At 38.3% G+C, this 17,179-nt stretch carries 10 protein-coding genes; 5 read left to right on the forward strand and 5 right to left on the reverse strand.

All coding sequences use genetic code 11. The annotated features are described in order from the left end of the window. Window positions 1–115 precede the first annotated feature (115 nt). The 5 genes from BLW31_RS08790 to BLW31_RS08810 all read right to left on the reverse strand — a co-directional run bounded on the left by BLW31_RS08790 (window position 116) and on the right by BLW31_RS08810 (window position 7,093). The gene (locus BLW31_RS08790) at window positions 116–1,126 is read right to left on the reverse strand and encodes a fimbrillin family protein (protein ID WP_010535840.1); all 1,011 of its coding nucleotides are present in this window, start codon (window positions 1,124–1,126) and stop codon (window positions 116–118) included. Between the two features lie 51 nt (window positions 1,127–1,177). Further along, a complete protein-coding gene (locus tag BLW31_RS08795; RefSeq protein WP_010535841.1) occupies window positions 1,178–2,140 on the reverse strand; it encodes a DUF5119 domain-containing protein in 963 nt (320 codons plus the stop codon). Between the two features lie 7 nt (window positions 2,141–2,147). Next, on the reverse strand, window positions 2,148–3,428 hold the full coding sequence (locus BLW31_RS08800; RefSeq protein WP_010535842.1) for a DUF3575 domain-containing protein: 1,281 nt from the start codon (window positions 3,426–3,428) through the stop codon (window positions 2,148–2,150). A 248-nt stretch (window positions 3,429–3,676) separates the two neighbouring features. Next, a complete protein-coding gene (locus BLW31_RS08805) occupies window positions 3,677–3,991 on the reverse strand; it encodes an HU family DNA-binding protein (protein ID WP_010535843.1) in 315 nt (104 codons plus the stop codon). A 459-nt stretch (window positions 3,992–4,450) separates the two neighbouring features. Further along, window positions 4,451–7,093, reverse strand: coding sequence for a Kelch repeat-containing protein (locus BLW31_RS08810; RefSeq protein ID WP_010535844.1), 2,643 nt, complete (start codon window positions 7,091–7,093; stop codon window positions 4,451–4,453). A gap of 136 nt (window positions 7,094–7,229) precedes the next feature. Between BLW31_RS08810 and BLW31_RS08815 the strand changes: the two genes are divergently transcribed. The 5 genes from BLW31_RS08815 to BLW31_RS08835 all read left to right on the forward strand — a co-directional run bounded on the left by BLW31_RS08815 (window position 7,230) and on the right by BLW31_RS08835 (window position 17,147). After that, the gene (locus tag BLW31_RS08815) at window positions 7,230–9,389 is read left to right on the forward strand and encodes a GH92 family glycosyl hydrolase (RefSeq protein ID WP_010535845.1); all 2,160 of its coding nucleotides are present in this window, start codon (window positions 7,230–7,232) and stop codon (window positions 9,387–9,389) included. Window positions 9,390–9,662: 273 nt separating this feature from the next. Then, entirely contained in the window at window positions 9,663–11,027 is a 1,365-nt protein-coding gene (locus BLW31_RS08820; protein ID WP_010535846.1) for an IPT/TIG domain-containing protein, read from the forward strand. A 22-nt stretch (window positions 11,028–11,049) separates the two neighbouring features. Continuing rightward, a complete protein-coding gene (locus BLW31_RS08825) occupies window positions 11,050–14,187 on the forward strand; it encodes a SusC/RagA family TonB-linked outer membrane protein (protein ID WP_029425135.1) in 3,138 nt (1,045 codons plus the stop codon). Between the two features lie 12 nt (window positions 14,188–14,199). Next, on the forward strand, window positions 14,200–16,179 hold the full coding sequence (locus BLW31_RS08830) for a RagB/SusD family nutrient uptake outer membrane protein (protein ID WP_010535848.1): 1,980 nt from the start codon (window positions 14,200–14,202) through the stop codon (window positions 16,177–16,179). 17 nt (window positions 16,180–16,196) lie between these two features. Beyond that, on the forward strand, window positions 16,197–17,147 hold the full coding sequence (locus BLW31_RS08835; protein WP_032836616.1) for a BT_3987 domain-containing protein: 951 nt from the start codon (window positions 16,197–16,199) through the stop codon (window positions 17,145–17,147). The last annotated feature ends 32 nt before the right edge of the window (window positions 17,148–17,179 follow it).

Consider the following 17,179-nt stretch of genomic DNA (forward strand, 5'->3'; position numbering starts at 1 on the left):
CGAACCGAAAGTTAATTAGTCATACTATCAAAGAACTCTTTGGCTGGCAGCGTAAAGCCGCTTAGCCGTTATCTCAAATTTTAACGAACCATTGTTAAAACTAGTTATATTACAACTAATTTGAAGGTGTGTTCTCAGTATTATTCCATTCACTAGTAGAACCTTCATTGTCAGTACCCCATCCATTCTCATCAACACTTGGAGATACTGTAATTTCTTCAGCACCAGATGGCAAAGTCAATGTATAAAGAATACTCTGACCAATTCCCCAACTACCACTTAGAACAACTTCTTTCGTACCAGTAAAGTATGTTTTACTATCCTTAGTCGTAGAGTATGCAACAAGGACCTTAACTGCAGCTACATTAGTGTTAGGCATCAATATCAACGCATTACCGTCTTTGGCTATTACAACAGTTCCTGTTCCTGTAACACTGGTTGGATTTGTAAATACATAAGAATACTCTGCTGCTCCTTTCAAATCACTCCAAGCTCCTGTACTACTAGAATAAGTATAAGTACCTTCATTGGCTACATTTGTCAATTTTATACCCGTTACTGAATATGTAAAACCAGCATCTTTACCCACTAATTTGAAATTAATCTGAGTTAGTATATGTTTAAATATCAAATTTACAGAACCCATGGAAGTTACACCAGTCTTACACTTATCAGCTACAGCTACAGCTAACAAATCTTCTTGTGTTGCCTCTGCTTGAACAGTATAAGAAAAACTAGGATACTTCCCTGTAGCATTCCAACTATCAGATCCAATATTAGCAGTAGTTGGAGAATATGCGAAAAAATGTATCTTTTCATTTAATGGCCAATAATAACCACCAGTCTTAAGTTTCCAAGTAGAATTTTCGTACTTTCCTTCATCATTAATAAATGCTTCTCCAAGGCTTGTTGCATCAGCTATATTCTTATCACCAGTGTTATAAGCATATAATTTATAACCATTATCTTGTAGAGTCTCAGTAACTGCTACTGTAGCCCTCGTGGCTTTTCCTACTACCGAAGTAAAATTAATCTCATTACTTTGTGCCGGATTCTCAAACTCTTCATTCTGTGAGCAGCTAGTAATCGTTGCAACTGCTGCAATTGCCAATAAAACCTTCTTCATAATCGTATTTTTTAAGTTTATAATATTGTTATATTTTGTTTATGCTCAAATTTAATTTACGGGTAAAATCACTTCTTCATCATCTCCCCAGCCATCAACATTTCCATCGAAACCACCATCTCCGCCACCACTAGAATCCGGTTTATCAACCTTCACCTCGTCCTCAACCGGTAACTCTATTTCTTTGAAAGGCTCATCACCGTCATCATCACCACCGCTGCCACCACTTTCCGAATTAGCAATCACCTCCGTTATATCAACTTCCATCTTTTGCACTTTATTATCTGTTTTGACAAATGCCAGCGTCAACTTTATTGCGTTACCTGCCCGGCTTATTACACCTTCCGATGTTCCAAAAACAGTAAAACTACCCGTCACTTCGCCTGCACTTCCTCTAGCTGCAAAATAGATGGGTGAATCACCTGCTTTTCCACATCCCAACCCCAAATCGTAGCAACTTGACATACCCTCTATACTTCCAACGATTGAAGAAACATATTCGAGTCCTTGTACCTTCAATTTAAAAGAATAGGTCTTTACCACTAATTTTGGTTTCCAGTTCAATTGAAGCTCCTCTTCACTGTTTTCTATCTTTAAGTCATCTATCCGCACAACATACAACGGATCAGGTCCCCAGACCAGTTGCTCCGTTCCTGCAATGCCTAACCCATTGCAATGTCCCGTAAAGGCTTCAATCGTCTCATAGGCTTCTTCTCCCCGGATTTGTACCGTTTCAGTATCATAGTTGTAAACCACTACCGAGTAACGTCCCGGCGGCACTTTTACTTTTCCTCCTTTTACTGAAAGGTAGGTATCAATCTTTCTGCCTTCCGCATTCTTCGGATAAAAGATCACCCGAACCCCTTCCGGCAATTTATTGGTAACACCGTTCCAATCCAGCGAAATTTCAACCCCACTTACGGGATAATCATCCAATATATCGCGACGGCTACATCCGGTTAGCATCAGCAGTGAGGACAGAAGCACAAGAAGCATATCTCTTGTATCTCGCATAACGGTCCTACCTCCTTCTCTTTGTTATCAGCCATACCAGAGAAACTTTCGCCTTGGTAGGACCTATAAAATTGTAACGTCCACTATTTGCCCATATTATATCTCCTTCGTATGGAGTATATTTCTTATATTCCGTTGTCAAATATCCGATGCCGAGACTAAACTCAATCGAAAAGTGTCGTGCCAGTTGCCGTGCATATCCGTAAACCACTCCCGCAGCTCCATAATATTTGCCCTGATAGCCATCGCTCTGCAACTGAAAGTCATATATTCCGCCTTCGGCATAAAGCCCGACAAAATGACCAGTCAATCGCTTGTGTTTCCGCCGGTCACCCAGCCAGCAACGTCCTTCCACACCTCCCGAAAGAAGCTGATAGCAGAAATTATGCTTACTGTTCAGCCACCACGGACATTTGTATTCAGTATTCAAAGACCATCTCCTGCCCATCGGAATTTCCACCTCTATATTCGGTGCTAACGCCAAATCATACAGCAGGTTATTCTTCACCGCCAGTATCGTTTCATTTTTTGCCGGTCCCCCTGCCTCCGATATCGTTACCTCATAGACCTGTTTTTTCTTACTTTCTCCCACAGGCTTATCCGGTCGATGATTCGGAAGCGCCTCTTCCTGTTCTGAAACAAACAACCCGGAGGCAGAAGATACCGGCTCAAAACTCTCCCTATCTATTTCCGGAATTTCCCGGACGATTGTGATTACCGATCTCCTTAACTGAGGAAGCACATTGCGAAGCATATACTGGTATGCCATTCCCTTATTGAGTTTACGCAACAATTGCTTTCTCTTCCCAATATCATTCCGATGATAGTCCATCAACATCATTACCTCTTCACGTTCCGGAAAGTCCGAATCTTCTTCCACTACCTTACGAAATTCAGACCAATCTTCTCCTCCTGAGAAAAGTTGAATCTTTTTCATATCAACAGCCGGATAACGTTGTTGTAAGAACTCTCTCACCGAATTGTTTCTCCTGGCAGATAAAACAGTATTATAAACCGAATCACCATCGGGCGAAACAAAAGTAATGACATTGACCGCTGTGATATATCGGATATTCTCTTTATTGCCGAGCAAAGAATCCAACACGTTAATATACTGATTATTATTCTTATAACTAAGATCAACTGTAGTATCCTCTCTATCAAAATATACCACGACTTGTCTGGTCGTATCTTGCGTTACTGTGAAAGACGAAACCATCGCATATCCACTTTTCAATGAGGCAGAAAATGCCATGAAAATAGCTAATATATAGATTCCATACTTCATAGTTGTTCGTTTCTATGAACAAATATAGAAGTTAATATGCAAACAAAATCATACTTATGAAACAAAAAACAGGGCATGAAAGGTTATGTGAAACGATTGGAACGAATTTGCAAGTTTGAAGTTCAATAATCACGAAATTCCTAATAGACTAAGACGCCAACTACTGAAAAAATGCACAGAAAATCGAGGTTCATCGATCATCTGTGCATTTACTACTACTCTTATGAGACAAGCATCACACTAGAGATTTATACTGTAGAGTCCGGTACCGGTACCTCCTCTCCATCGTCTTTACCACCATCTCCGCCGGTAGCGGGCTTTCCACTGCCACCTCCATTCGTATAATCTGTTTCCAGTTCTGTATGGCGAGTGATGCTCATATCGACCAACCCGCTGACGAACAAATCTACCACTTTACGATGAACTCCGCAAAGGTGGCTTACCTTACCACACATCTTGGAAGAACTTACTCTGCCGGAACAAACCGACTTTGCTACATACTTTTCGTTTTTGTCCTTGTCAAAACCGAACACTCCTTTTGTTACTACATACTCTAAAGCCATAATTGTTAAGGTTTAAATGGTTAAAAAAATAAAGGTTATTTGTTTGCCATTCTCTTTGTCTCTGAATGACTCTGCAAAGATATCACAGGGCACAAAGCATCCAGTCCTCTCTTGTCTCCTTTGTGTCCCCTTTCAGTTGCTTTAGAGTGGTTGATATCTACAGATAGTACATTAATCTATAAAAAGTTATACACATTAATCTTTTTTCTTCATAAACGCGTTAATAATAAAAACGTTCGCGGTCATTTAAGCTGATCTTATATCCGCTATATAGAAGGTCTTTCGTGAATACCCTAAATATTCAGAGGTATCATATTGAGGGGTTATACCTGGCGATATAAAGAGAATGCCCATTAGCTCTTCAATGATTTCTTGTATAAAACGGATACGTCATATCGTGTACAATCTAATTACTAAATAAAAAGAAATATCGTGCTGATATAAAAAACAAATGATTGATTAACTCTCTTCCTGGAGCAAATCTTCTATCGTTTGGGTATAGTCTTCTCCCATACTTTTACGATATTCAATAATGAAAGCCGAATATATTTTGGAAAGATTCTCAAAGTCATTCATCTTTTTATAGCATCTGACACTATACATCAACGCTCTCTCATTCAACGGATCTCTATTCAGAATAATGAAACAGATGCGCAACACATAACGATACTCATTATGCTGATAATAAACCGGCAAATCCTTAGGAAGCAATGAAAGAATGGTGTCTTCCGAACGTTGCTTATACTTATCGAACAATGAATGCTCGATATTCTCCAGCAACTTTCCTCTTTCCCATATTGGCAGGAAGTATTCACACGACTGAGGGTGCGTAGCTAAATGTATATGCAAATTGAAATAATCGCAAAAACAAAGAGTATCTTCTATTTCTATTTTAAAAATACCTTTGTCATAGACCAATCTAATACCATCGAGTTCCAATAGTGTCTTACGCAAATTACTGATAGTAACTCCCTTCAGATTTTTGGCTTTATCTTCTTCCTTGTCCGGCCAGAATATCTCATTCAAAGAGGATGAACTTACCCCCTCCCTTTCTTTAATACTATTCAACAGAATATATAGAAAGATATACTTCAGCTTCTTACTGAATAAATGAGTTACATCACGCCCGTCCCGGTTATAAACAGTAAACATACCATATATATAGATCCGGTTGGCTTCTTTTTTATCATTCGTACGAATCTTCGTTTCCAAAGTGAGTAGTGAGTTCATAGGGCCCGTTGCAGAATAACCACCGGACGAAAATGTGACAGGACGACTTTGAACAACTTCCTTTTGAGTCTTCTTCCTCTTACGAAAGCCAAAAATCCAAATACTCAATGCCGCTATACACAGAACTGCAAATAGCAATATCAATTTTGACCATCCAATGCTTTTCTCACCCGAAACATAATATTCCATCTCTGCCTTACTCACAGGAGGTGCAGATAAAGTATAAATGGTAGCTCTTACCTGTTTAGCCTGCTCATTGCATTCTTGCGCTACACAATAGTACTCTTTCAATGTCGGATTATAATATAAAGATACGGTAGAAATAATCGATCCGGAAACAAACGGAATAGAATCTCCCAATGCTTCCATACTGCCATCCTCTATGGATATTCTGTACAACTGCAAACTAGACGTTTTTATGTACTCTGCATAGCGAATCACATAAAGATACTTTCCGTCTTCGGATAAAACCATCTGCTCGGAAGGTACACGCTTCTCTTCCACAGGATGGCTCCAGTACCGTTTTATGGTACGACGTTCCAAATCAATACCATACAAATCATTATAATAATTATGCCCAATGCTCTGGTCGCCGGATTCATTGCCTACCCCTCCATATATATACAAATAGTTACCTTGTGCAGAAGAGGTCATTGAAGAGAAAAAGCGGGGAGTTATATTGTCTCCTTTAAATTGCAAAGTATCCCACCGGTCTACTCCTTCATTGTAGACCAAAAACTTATTACTATATAATCTATTTCCGAATCCTCCAAATACTATATAACGATGATTCTTATTGTCCCAAAAACCATTATGATGATGTAACTGGACTTTAGAATATGCTCTTCCTATAGGCTCCCATTGCAGCGTGGACAAATCCAGAGACGATATGGTGATACTGTCAACAGGCAGGTTGTTTATCTCATAAGCATACATTCGATTTGCCGATTCATTAATAAAATTAGTTCCCAAGAGCATTTTTACCGGCATCCTACTCGCATATGGTCTTCGCAGCATTCGCTTTTTTGCAGTCTGATAGGTAAATAACGAATCGGGACTGATAAATTGTATTTCCTGCTCTTTACAGTTAAACTTTGATCCCACACATTGAGAAACAATGAAAGAGATATCTTTCCTCCAATGATAAGAATCTCCTATTAACCAATAAGGGTTCTCTACCCATCCCAGTATTTTACCGTCACTACTGTGCACCTCATGTCCTTGGCTCTCATTCAAATCAAAAGAATAGTTCTGCCTTTCACCGGATACTTTCAGATTACGGATAGCAAATGCCGGCAAATCCACCAGATGTTCCCTACGTCCGAAAATAAGTACAGGAGACGTTTGATTGGACGGGGTAACAGAATTTGCTCCATATTCTCTCTTGCCGGCAATCATCAACAGACTTTCACCCTTCAGAAGATCAATTCTTAATTTTACAGGCAACCATTGTGAGATAACAGAGTCATTAGGCACAGTGACTGAAATATGATTGACCTTTCCTTCGGTATTAAATTTAAAAACACTATTCTTTTCACTTACATAGGTATATGTCAAACTGTATGCCTCATCACTTATCGGATTGAGCATATGAAACAGATACCCGAAAGTTTCACTCTGAGATATTCTTAGTTCAAACTCTATATCAATAAAATTAGAGAAAACCGGAGTTTGTTTTTTCGAGAAAATAGTATAGGAAGTCCGTTGTTCAATCGGTACTTTATTTCCAAAAAACTGCAGACCTTGAGCGCTTAAATGAGGTGTTGCAATTAGTATAGCTATCAATTCGATAATTAGATATTTATATTTTGCACTATCAATCATACTATTAAGACTTACGTTCACGGTGGTAAAGATACTGCTTAAAATCATAATGCCATCGTTTTGCCACCAGAAATAAATAGTAGGATTAAAAAAAAGGTCCGGTTAATTAACCCGATTTTAATTCTGCAATTAATAATGCTTTATTTAATTTGCATGCAATTAATCTTAAAAGATAAAATACCTCATGAAGACCAACAATCGTATAAAATGGATGATTAGTTTATCCTTCATTTTATTTATCCCAAGTACAAACATTGCTCAAAATGCCGGGCAAGCCCCCCAAACGAACTATGCTCAAATGGTTGATACACGCATAGGAAGCAAAGGAAATGGATTAAGCTGCGGATTTACCTATATTGGTGCCAGCTATCCGTTTGGAATGATGCAATTCACACCTTCTTTCTTTTCACCGCAAAAAGGCATCGTAGTCAATCAGATGTCCGGTTCCGGATGTCCGCATATGGGCAATTTTCCGGTACTGCCCATCAGTGGGAAAGTGACAAAGTCTCCTAAAAATATGGAAGATTTTCCGACCTATAAAGGAATAAGAGAAGCAACAGCCGGATGTTTATCTCTACAAATGAAAGATGATGTTATCTGCGACGTTACTGTTTCAAAACGTAGCGGAATTGCCCGGTTCATATTTCCTGTTGATAAAAAAGAAGGTACCATATTGATTGGTGCAGGAGTCAGTTCCACAACCCTTTCTAACGCCTATATCAAAATAACTTCACCTTCTTCCTGTGAAGGATATGCGGAAGGCGGAGATTTCTGCGGTTATAAAACTGATTACCGGATATTTTTTGCCGCTGAGTTTAATCACAAGGCAAAAGAATATGGAACCTGGAAAGGAAATAGCATCAGAGAAGACAGAAAACAAATCGGAGGAGTCCAGTCCGGTGGATATTTTACCTTTGATACGGAACAGAGTGCTTCGGTTGAATATAAAATCGCCATATCGTACGTTTCGGTTGAGAATGCCAAAGAAAATCTGCGGATGGATAACGAGAACCGTAATTACCAACAAGTACTTTCGGATACACGACACGAGTGGAACAAGCAACTGGGAAAAATAGAAGTTCATTCGGATAATCCTGATAAGCTAACCCAATTCTACACTCACTGGTATCATACACTCATCCATCCCAATATATTCAATGATATAAATGGAGAATATATAGGAGCCGATTTTGCTGTTCATAAGGTGACATTCGGAAGAGAATACTATACTACTTTCAGCGGATGGGATACGTATCGTACCCAATGTCAGCTGTTGGCCATGTTCTATCCTCAAGAAGCCTCCGACATGATGCAATCTGCCATAGATTTTGCCGAGCAAGCCGGAGGCTATGGACGATGGATCGCCGCTAATATAGAAACCGGCGTAATGCATGGCGACCCGATGCCTATCATCATTGCCAATACGTATGCATTTGGCGCACAGAACTTCGATATTCAAACGGCTTATAAGCACATGAAACGTGGCGCCTGTACTCCAGGGACTTACTCACAGAATGTAGAAGTACGTCCCGGACTATCTAATTATATAGAAAAGGGGATAGAGAACGCCTCCTTATGTCTTGAATATGTATCCTCAGACTATGCTATAGGGCAGTTTGCTCTTCAAGCCATGAAAAATAAAAAGGAGGCTTCTTTCTTTATGAAACGCTCATTAAATTGGAAGAATTTATATGATCCGTCCACCAGATGGCTACGCTCACGCCACAATCATGACTTAAACTGGAAACATCCCGATCATGACTGGCGCGAAGCAACCAAAGAAAACTATTTTTGGATGGTACCCCATAACCTGGAAACACTGATTGATACCATCGGAGGTAAAAAAGCTGCATCTAATCGACTGGACAGTCTGTTTGTACGTCTGGATGCCGGCTACGATGATCATTACTTTGCTGCAGGTAATGAGCCTGACTTCCAGGTTCCTTGGATATATAACTGGACAGACCGCCCTTATAAAACATCGGAAACAGTACACCGGATATTAAATGAGATGTACACTTCCAAAGCAGATGGTATGCCGGGAAATGATGATTGCGGTTCAATGGGATCATGGTATGTATTTGCTTCCATCGGGTTGTATCCTATGATTCCCGGAATAGCCGGATTTAGCGTTAGTCTGCCATATTTTAATGACATCACTTTACACTTTCCTAAAGGAAAGCTGAAAATAAAAGGAGGAGATTTTTCCAAATCTTATATCAATGGTATGAAAATAAACGAAGTAAAAAGCAATAAAACATGGATTGACTGGGCAGAAATAGTTAATGGTGGCTTTATTGAATATAAAGCGGATAATAAAGCTAATAAAAAATGGGGACTATAATTAATCACTTGTTATATAAACAATTAACATTTAATGAAAAGTAAAATAGATACATGATAATATCAGTAATTAATAAATTTATCCGATTAATTAACCCCAATTTAATTATCCAATTAAGACTAACTAGTTTATTTTGCTCAAAATAATATTTAGAATATGAAAAAGCACAGTAAATCTCCACCAACTCTTAGAAGTGGTATCTTATAATTATTATATAGATACAATCAGTTGAACCAGTATTAATCTCAATCATAATTTATAAATCTAAGAACCATGAAAAATTTAAAAATCAAAAGTCGTAAGACGAGGCTAGTATTTCCGCTATGCGTTGTGCTACTATCGCTTCTTACTATTTGTTGTAATGATGATCTAAAGGTCGATAAAGAGACTTTTTTTCCTCCTAAAGCAGATAAAGAATCCAGATTTGATATTTTTTATCCTGATAGTGGTGGCTTCGGTACGAAACTGATATTGAAAGGCTACAACTTTGGCACAGATACTAATTATATCAAAGTAACAGTCAACGATAAAAAAGCTAAGGTAATCAGAGCGAACGATAATATTATTTATGCGATAGTTCCTTCAAGAGCAGATACCGGCTATGTTCGCTTATATCTTAAAAAAGGAGAAGAATTCGAAGAATTTACTTCTGAAACAGAATTCAGGTATCTATTCAAAAGTAATGTGAGCACTTTATTTGGTGTACCGGGAAAGGCTGCAGAAGATAATCGCCTAGACGGTCCATATGCAGAAGCTTTATTACGCCGACCATGGCAAATTGTTACTGATAATGATGGTACCATTTATTTTGTAGACGAAGGACGGGGTCAAAGCAAAAATGGTGCGCTCAGAAAAGCTTCCAATGGGAATGTGGAAACACTAGTTTATGATAATAACGGAGTATTCCAGTCACCTAACGGAGTTGTTTTCAGTTTAAATGAGGATACCCTCTTTATACCCAACCGCTGGACAGGTAGTGATGTAAAGACTGATGTAAATATAGTATTCTCTACACGTGATGCTAATTTTGTGAATACCAAAGCATTGGTTACTATCCCTAAAGCTGGAACCAATTCAGTCGCTGTACATCCTAAAACCGGAGAGGTCTTTTTTGACCACAATTCAGAAGGAGCCGTTTATCGTCATACCGGGAATGGTAATTATGAGAAAATGTTAGTTGTCCGTGAAGGTTATAACGATATGGAAATGCGCTTGCTTTTCAATAAGACAGGTGATATTCTTTATATTATAGCCCGTAAAAAGCACTGTATATATAAAGTTGCTTATAATGCGGCAACACATACATTTGGTATTCCGGAGCTATTTGCCGGTGATTACGGAGAATCAGGATATGCTTCCGGTAAAGGAACAGGTGCGCGTTTTAACCAGCCAAGTACTCCTTGCCTGGATCCAGAAGGTAACCTGCTTATTCCCGATAAAATGAATCACTGTATTCGGAAAATAACACCGGAAGGTGAAGTAACCCTATACGCCGGACAACCTCAAACATCAGGTCATACAGACGGACTGCCCGATAAAGCTAAATTCTATGAACCTGAAGCCGTAACATTCTCAGGTAACGCTTTAATCGTTGCGGACAGAGGAAATCATTGTGTCAGAAATGTAGTTATCGAATAACATATAAATCTATAAATTATCCATGAATAACATGAAACGAATATTCATTCTGCTCCTTATCACAACACTATGGGGAGTACAAGATAATATCTCCGCACAGCAATTACGAAAAGAGAATAATACACCAGAAGTGCAGGGAATCATAAAAGATATAACAGGTAATCCAATTATCGGAGCAACAGTTATAGCTAAAAACCAGCCGGGACTCGGTGTTACTTCAGATATGGACGGAAAGTTTAAAATCAAAGTAGGGGAATACGACATATTGGTTATTTCTTATATTGGATATACTACTCAGGAAATTCCTGTTATAAGAATTAAAAATAAAAAGGAAGCAATAGTCACCCTGCAAGAAGATAATCAGACTATCGATGAAGTAGTCGTAACAGCCAGTGGACATCAGCAAAAGAAGACTCTGACAGGAGCTTATACTACAGTAGATATAGCCCAATTAACAGCACCAAGTTCCAATATCACCAACTCTCTGGCGGGAGTAGTACCGGGAATCATCGCAGTACAAAGTTCTGGCGAACCGGGTGAAGATATGTCCGAGTTCTGGATTCGTGGAATCAGCACATTCGGCGCAAATCAGGGAGCATTAGTTTTAGTAGACGGAGTAGAAAGAAGCTTTAATGAAATTCCAATTGAAGATATTGAAAGCTTTTCTGTACTGAAAGATGCTTCTGCGACAGCCATCTACGGGCAACGTGGTGCAAATGGTGTGGTATTGGTAACCACCAAACAGGGAGTTGCCGGAAAAGTAAAAATTAATGCAAAAGTATTAGCAGGATTAGACGCCAGAGGCCCGATGCCCGAATATGCTAATGCTTTTACTTATGCCAGCTTGGCAAATGAAGCCCGTATAGGCAGATACGAATCTCCTCGCTATACTCGTGAAGAGTTAGATATTATACAGAATAATCTCGATCCGGATTTATTCCCAAATGTAAATTGGCGTGATCTGATGCTGAAAAAAGTATCTCCCAAATACATAGCAAACATTAACCTAAGTGGAGGTGGAACAAATGTAACATACTATGTTTCATTAGGATATAACAGTCAGGCAGGTATTTATAAGAGTAAGAGTGTCGAAAATAAATACAATACCAACACAACTTACGAACGATTCAATTATCGTGCCAACGTAAATATGAATGTCACTAAAACAACACTTGTTAAAGTGGGAATCGGCGGCTACCTAATTAATCGCACTCAACCGGGTAGCAGCACAAATGATATCTGGGGATCTTTCTCCAGATTGACTCCACTGAGTATTCCCCGTAAATACTCGACCGGTGAAGAACCATCCGTAGATGGAGTGAAAACACCAGAATATTATATGACCAAAACAGGCTATAAGACTATCTGGCAGAATAAAATGGAAACTAATATCAGACTGGAACAAGACTTGGATTTCATTACTCAAGGATTGAAATTTGTAGGAACATTTGCATTTGATACATATAATGAGAATGAAATTAAACGAATTAAAACTCCTGAATTATGGGAAGCAGAAAAATATCGTGATCCGGACGGAAATCTTATTTTAAAACGAGTGCAGACAGCACAGTTAATGGGACAGGAATCGACTACGAAAGGAGATAAACGATATTATACGGAAGCCTCTCTCAGCTATTCCAGGCTATTTAATCAAAAGCACCGTTTTGGCGCATTTGCTATGGTCTATTTACAAGAAAAATCTGATACTAATTTAGGCACAGACATTATCGAATCTATTCCGAAGCGGAATCTGGCGTATTCAGGCCGATTCACTTACGCATACAAAGATCGTTATCTTGTAGAAACGAACTGGGGATACACCGGTTCGGAAAACTTTGAAAAAGGGAAGCAATTTGGCTTCTTTCCAGCTTTCTCTGCCGGTTGGGTTATTTCTGAGGAACCGTTTATGAAGAAGATTGCTCCATGGGTAGAAATGCTTAAAATCCGGGCTTCTTATGGTGAGGTAGGAAATGATATTATCGGTGGACGTCGTTTTCCATACATTGGATTGGTAAATTCGCATCCGGATGGTGACTACTCATTTGGTGAATTTGGAACAAACAAAATACAAGGTTACAGAAATGGTACTATTGGCACTCCTAATCTGACTTGGGAGGTTGCTAAAAAATATAACTTGGGATTTGACTTAAGTTTATTCCACGGTAAATTCACAGGAGTCGCTGATATTTTCCTGGATAAACGAGATGATATTTTTATGACGCGCAGTCATATGCCTGAAACAACAGGACTGGCAGATAAAGCTCCAATGGCTAATGTAGGTAAAATGAAGAGTTACGGATTCGACTGGAATGCAGCATATTCCGATCAAATTGGACAAGTAAAATTCACTATTCGTGCAAATATGACTTATCAGAACACTGAAATTCTGGATAAAGATGAGGCAGCCAACGAATTATGGTACAAAATGGAAAAAGGATTCCGAATGAATCAGACACGTGGCTTAATAGCTATGGGGTTATTCAAAGATGAGGAAGATGTTCGCAGTAGTCCAAGACAAGACTTCGGCGGGAAAGAAGTACTCCCCGGAGATATCAAATATAAAGACGTAAACGGTGATGGAGTGGTCAACAATGATGATATCGTTCCAATAGGCTATAGAACTGTTCCGGGAGTCCAGTATGGCATGGGATTAAGTACAAGCTGGAAGAATTTTGAATTCAATATCCTGTTCCAAGGTTCAGGAAAATGTGACTTCTTCATCGGTGGAAATGGGCCACACGCATTCCGAAATGGACAAACCGGTAATATTCTGCAGACTATGGTGGATGACAACCGATGGATCCCAAGTGAAATCTCCGGAGATATTTCTACCGAAAATCCGAATGCTAACTGGCCGCGTTTAACCTGGGGGAATAATGACAACAACAATCAGAAATCAACTTTCTGGTTAAGGGACGGACGCTATATTCGCCTTAAAAACATTGAACTACGCTATAATGTTCCTACAACTTTTACTCGTAAGTTCTTTGTTAGCAATATGCAAATCGGATTTATTGGCGAAAATCTACATACTTGGAGCCCATTCAAACTATGGGATCCTGAGAATGCAACAACTGATGAAAAAAATAGTGGAGTTCGAAGTGGAAATGCTTATCCTATAAACAGGACCTACTCTTGCTATATTAAATTAAGTTTCTAAATAAAATACCATATGAAAAAGATAATATTATTCATTACTATTTTCTGCGCTTCATTATCCTTTCACTCATGTGCAGATTTCCTGGACGTAGATAAATATTTCTATGATATGCTATCGGTAGATTCCGCTTTCTCCAAACGAGTATATGTAGAAGGATGGTTATCCAATACATACGACTATTTAAAACAAGACAATCTAACAGAGTTCGGTTCCAAATTGATGTGGGCTAGTGATGATTTAGTCCACCCGGACGGAAAAGCTCTGCAGAACTGTAATTATAGTGCCAGTAATTTCCCTATTTACGAAAACCATTTAAATAGAACCTATGAATGTATTCGTAAATCCTCTACATTTATTGACAAAGTAGTAGAGTGTCCGGAACTTACTTATGAGGACATTTCGGATATGCAGGGACAAGCCCGTTTTTTACGAGCATTTGCCTATTGGAGTTTAATAAGAACTTTCGGTCCTGTGCCTTTAATTCCTGAACATGGATTAGATGTTAGTCTTTCATATGAAGAATTATCTCTGCCCCGCGCTAAATTTGATGAAATCATCGATTTCATCGACAATGATCTAAAGCTCGCTGCTCGTGTTATGCCAAGAACACGTACCATTAATAATTTAGGACGCCCTACCAAAGGTGCTGCTCTAGCATTAAGAGCTAGAATATTATTATATGCGGCCAGTCCTATGAATAATGGAAATACTGATTTCTTTAATATTAAAAACCTGGACGGAACACAACTATATAATCAAGAATATGATGAATCAAAATGGGCACGGGCCGCTGCTGCCGCAGAAGATGTGATTAATCTACAGCAATACAGCTTATATACAGTAGAGCCCCAAAATAATGTGCCTGAATATGAACGCCCTCCCTATCATGAAACTTATTCTAATGAAGAATTTCCTAATGGATGGAGCAATATAGATCCTTATGCTTCCTATAAAGAAATGTTTGATGGAACAATTCGTGGCTCTAAAAATCCTGAATTAATATTCACTAAAACCAAAGCAACAGGAAATTGTGGAATCGAAGATTTCTTTAATAAGAAAAGTATGCCCAGAACTGCCCATGGAGATAACAAAGTCGCTATTACTCAAAAAATGATCGATACTTATTATATGAACAATGGACAAACTATAGAAGAGGCAGAGACAACAGGATATTATGTAAGAGAAGGATTCACAGAAACAGCTAATGACCCGCAAACCATGAATGGAGCTCCCTTCATGGGAGTAGGTGTATCACTGATGTATGCAAAACGTGAAGCACGTTTCTACGCTTGTGTTGGTTTTAATGGTGCTACATGGGAATGTGAAAGTTCCTCGCTGTCTAGCGAGAAAAATTTCCAGTGTTGGTATTACAGAGATGAAGTAAATGGTAAACAAGGATTTACAGAGAACTGTCCACTGACCGGTATAGGATTTAAAAAGTACTACAACAAAGAAGACTCTTATTCTGAGGGTGGATATCGAACAAATAAAACAGAGCCGACTATACGGTATGCAGAAGTTTTACTCATTTATGCAGAGGCTCTCAATGAGTTAACTAGTGGAAACACATATACTATGCAAACGTTCAATGACCAAGAAGTGGAAATCAAACGTGATCCCATCAAAATGAGGGAAGCGATGAAGCCCATAAGAATGCGTGCCGGCTTACCTGATTTTGATGATAATACTTACAATACTTATAGAAATTTTAAAGAAGTATTAAAAAGAGAACGTCACATAGAATTATTTGCAGAAAATTGTTTCCGCTATTTTGATTTAAGAAGATGGAAAGATGCAGAAGAAGAGGAAAATCAGGCATTAATGGGATGTAACATCAATATTACAAAGGACGACGAGTCAAGGCAGGGATTCTATATTACAACTGCAGTGACTGCTATTCCCAAAGTCTTTTTGAAGAAAATGTACCTTTGGCCTTTTCCGACTGCTGAATTAAAACGTAACGTCAATCTGACACAAAACCCAGAATGGTAATTAAAACAAAGAAGAATATGAAAAGAATAATAAACATAATATCCATTACTTTAGGAATATTCATCTTCACAGCTTGTCAAGATGAACTAAACAACGAACTGTTCCACAAATTTTCCTATTTGGTAGAAAATGGATGGCAAACCTGTGAAGTGGAGATTAAAGATGGAAATATTACCGAATTATTAATTGACTTCGGTATTAACGGAACTTCTGAGAATGATAAAGATATAACTCTTAAGATTACTAATGACCCAGATACCTTAGCCGATTATAACTTCGACAAATTTAAAAATCAAATAAGTTCCTATTATATAGAACTTCCAACCAATTGTTATAGCTTCGACCAGGAAGTATATACCATTCCTAAAGGAAAATACAAAACGACAGCCAAAATTCAGATAGAATTGGATAAGATTCAAAATATCTACAACGACTATGTATTACCCTTGAAAATAGAATCTTCCACCGGAGAATCGGTTGGACCAAGCAAATATAGCAAATTATTAGCTTACATTTTACCTACGAACAGGTTTTCCGGAACATTCTCAGGGTCTGGTAAGATTACAATTGACGGAACAAGTCAGAGTACTTCTGTTGGCAGTGCCAAATTATATGCCTCATCAATTAATACGTGCTATATGTATGCCGGTAATACCAATCAGGACACAGATCCTAATTATAAAGATTATGCTATTAATCTTAGCTTTGATGAAAAAGAACATATAACTCTAACTGCCAGAAATGTTGAATTAGAGCTAGAACCAATTACTAATACTCTTACAAGAAAGTATGTATTACACGATACTGATACCCGATATTATGTACAGACCAGTGTTTTGTATTTAAAATATAAATACAAAGATTTGACAGAAGGAGAACGACGCACAATCGTGTATGAAGGCACACATACTCAAATAAAAAATGTATTAATAAGTGACTATCCTAATGTTAAAGTAGAAGAAGAGTAACTGGAACAATAACTATACAATATATAAAACCT

The sequence above is a fragment of the Bacteroides faecis MAJ27 genome (genome assembly GCF_900106755.1).
Lineage (GTDB): Bacteria > Bacteroidota > Bacteroidia > Bacteroidales > Bacteroidaceae > Bacteroides > Bacteroides faecis.